The sequence below is a fragment of the Mesorhizobium sp. M5C.F.Ca.IN.020.29.1.1 genome (genome assembly GCF_003997375.1).
GTDB lineage: Bacteria > Pseudomonadota > Alphaproteobacteria > Rhizobiales > Rhizobiaceae > Mesorhizobium > Mesorhizobium wenxiniae.
This window is the reverse complement of record NZ_RZSW01000951.1, coordinates 1-1,398: the sequence shown is the minus strand read 5'-3', so window position 1 is coordinate 1,398 and position 1,398 is coordinate 1. Positions and strand designations below refer to the sequence as shown.

Sequence of the window (1,398 nt, the reverse complement as noted above, 5' to 3'; positions counted from 1 at the left end):
TATGTGAAGGCGGTGATTTCACGCGTCGTCCGCGATGCCAACGATCTCAAGCCCGAAGGCATCGGCTTTGTCGCGATCAATTCCAACGATGCCGACGCCTATCCGGATGATTCCTTTGACAACATGAAGCTCTTCGCCAGAACGAACGGCTTCACTTTCCCCTACCTCCACGACGAGCGCCAGACCGTGGCGCGTGCCTATGGAGCCGTTTGCACTCCGGATTTCTTCGGGCTCAACAGCGAGTTGACGCTGCAATATCGCGGCCGGCTGGACGCGGCGCGACGCGACGCCGGACCGCCCGGGTTGAGACGCGACCTGTTCGAGGCGATGAAGCAAATTGCCCGAACCGGCGACGGGCCGCTCGACCAGATCGCTTCGATCGGCTGCTCGATCAAGTGGAAGGACGCCGCATGAACGTCGGCATGGGTAGGCGGTTTCGATCGTCGAAAGCGATCCTGTTCGATCTCGACGGCACGCTGGTCGATTCGGCGCCTGATATAAGGGCCGCAGTCAACGAGTTGCTGGCCGGCCGCGATCTGCCGCCGCTGCGCCTGGAACAGGTCAAGGCCATGATCGGCGGCGGCGTCAGGAAACTGGTCGAGCGAGCCTTCACCGCTTCCGGTACGCCGCTCCTCGGCAGCGCGCTTGACGAGGCCAACCGCGTCATGGCGCCGATCTACCGCAGACATCTCACCGGCCTGACGACGTTGATGCCTGGCGTCAGGGAGGTTCTCACCCACTTCCACTTGAGCGGAATAGCCATGGGTGTGGTGACCAACAAGCCGCAGTTGGCGGCTCGCGAAATCCTGCTGCATTTTGGGCTGACGGAACACCTTGGCGCGATCGTTGGCGGAGACGCGGTGACATACCTGAAACCGGCGCCCGACGCTCTGCTGCTGGCGCTCGACCAGCTTCAGGTCGAACCTCGTGACGCGCTGATGGTCGGAGACAGCGGCGCCGACGTGGCTGCCGCGCGCGCCGCCGGCATGCCCATCATTCTGCTGCGTGGCGGCTACACCCAAATTCCGGTTGAAGAGCTTGGCGCCGATCTCGTTTGCGACAACCTGTTCGACCTGCCTTCCGCGATGCGCAGGCTGCAAGACGCCGCCTGACCGGCGCCAACCACCAGGCGGGCGCCGGCCGAACGCAGTTTCGAACGGCCGGCGAAGTCGCGTTATTTCCGGCGAAGAACAGGGTTACTTCATGCGGAAGAACCGGGTTATTTCTGCGGAAAAACCGAGTTATTTGGAGAATTGCTTCAGATAGGCAATGACATTGGCGAGGTCCTCGTCCTTCTTGAGACCGGCAAACGCCATCTTCGTACCTTTGATCATGGCCTTCGGGTCGCGAAGATAGGCTGTCAGCGTGGCTTCGTCCCATTTGACGCCGGATTTACCC

Annotated in this window: 2 protein-coding genes and 1 pseudogene; 2 read left to right on the top strand and 1 reads right to left on the bottom strand. The window is 61.8% G+C overall.

Annotated features, from left to right (window positions below; genetic code table 11):
- Both EOA85_RS35305 and gph read left to right on the top strand, forming a co-directional pair.
- Positions 1-414: thioredoxin family protein (locus EOA85_RS35305; protein WP_164760134.1), on the top strand; the 414-nt coding region annotated here is incomplete at its 5' end.
- A complete protein-coding gene (gph, locus tag EOA85_RS35300; RefSeq protein ID WP_127212733.1) occupies positions 411-1,112 on the top strand; it encodes a phosphoglycolate phosphatase in 702 nt (233 codons plus the stop codon). The genes EOA85_RS35305 and gph, both read left to right, overlap by 4 nt.
- 129 nt (positions 1,113-1,241) lie before the next feature.
- On the opposite strand, the pseudogene EOA85_RS39670 reads toward gph, so the two are convergent.
- A pseudogene (locus EOA85_RS39670) lies at positions 1,242-1,398 on the bottom strand (cytochrome c family protein); the annotation flags it as partial.

Excerpts from the sequence above, each read along its gene's own strand:
- gph (WP_127212733.1), top strand. The coding sequence starts at position 411 with ATGAACGTCGGCATGGGTAGGCGGTTTCGATCGTCGAAAGCGATCCTG.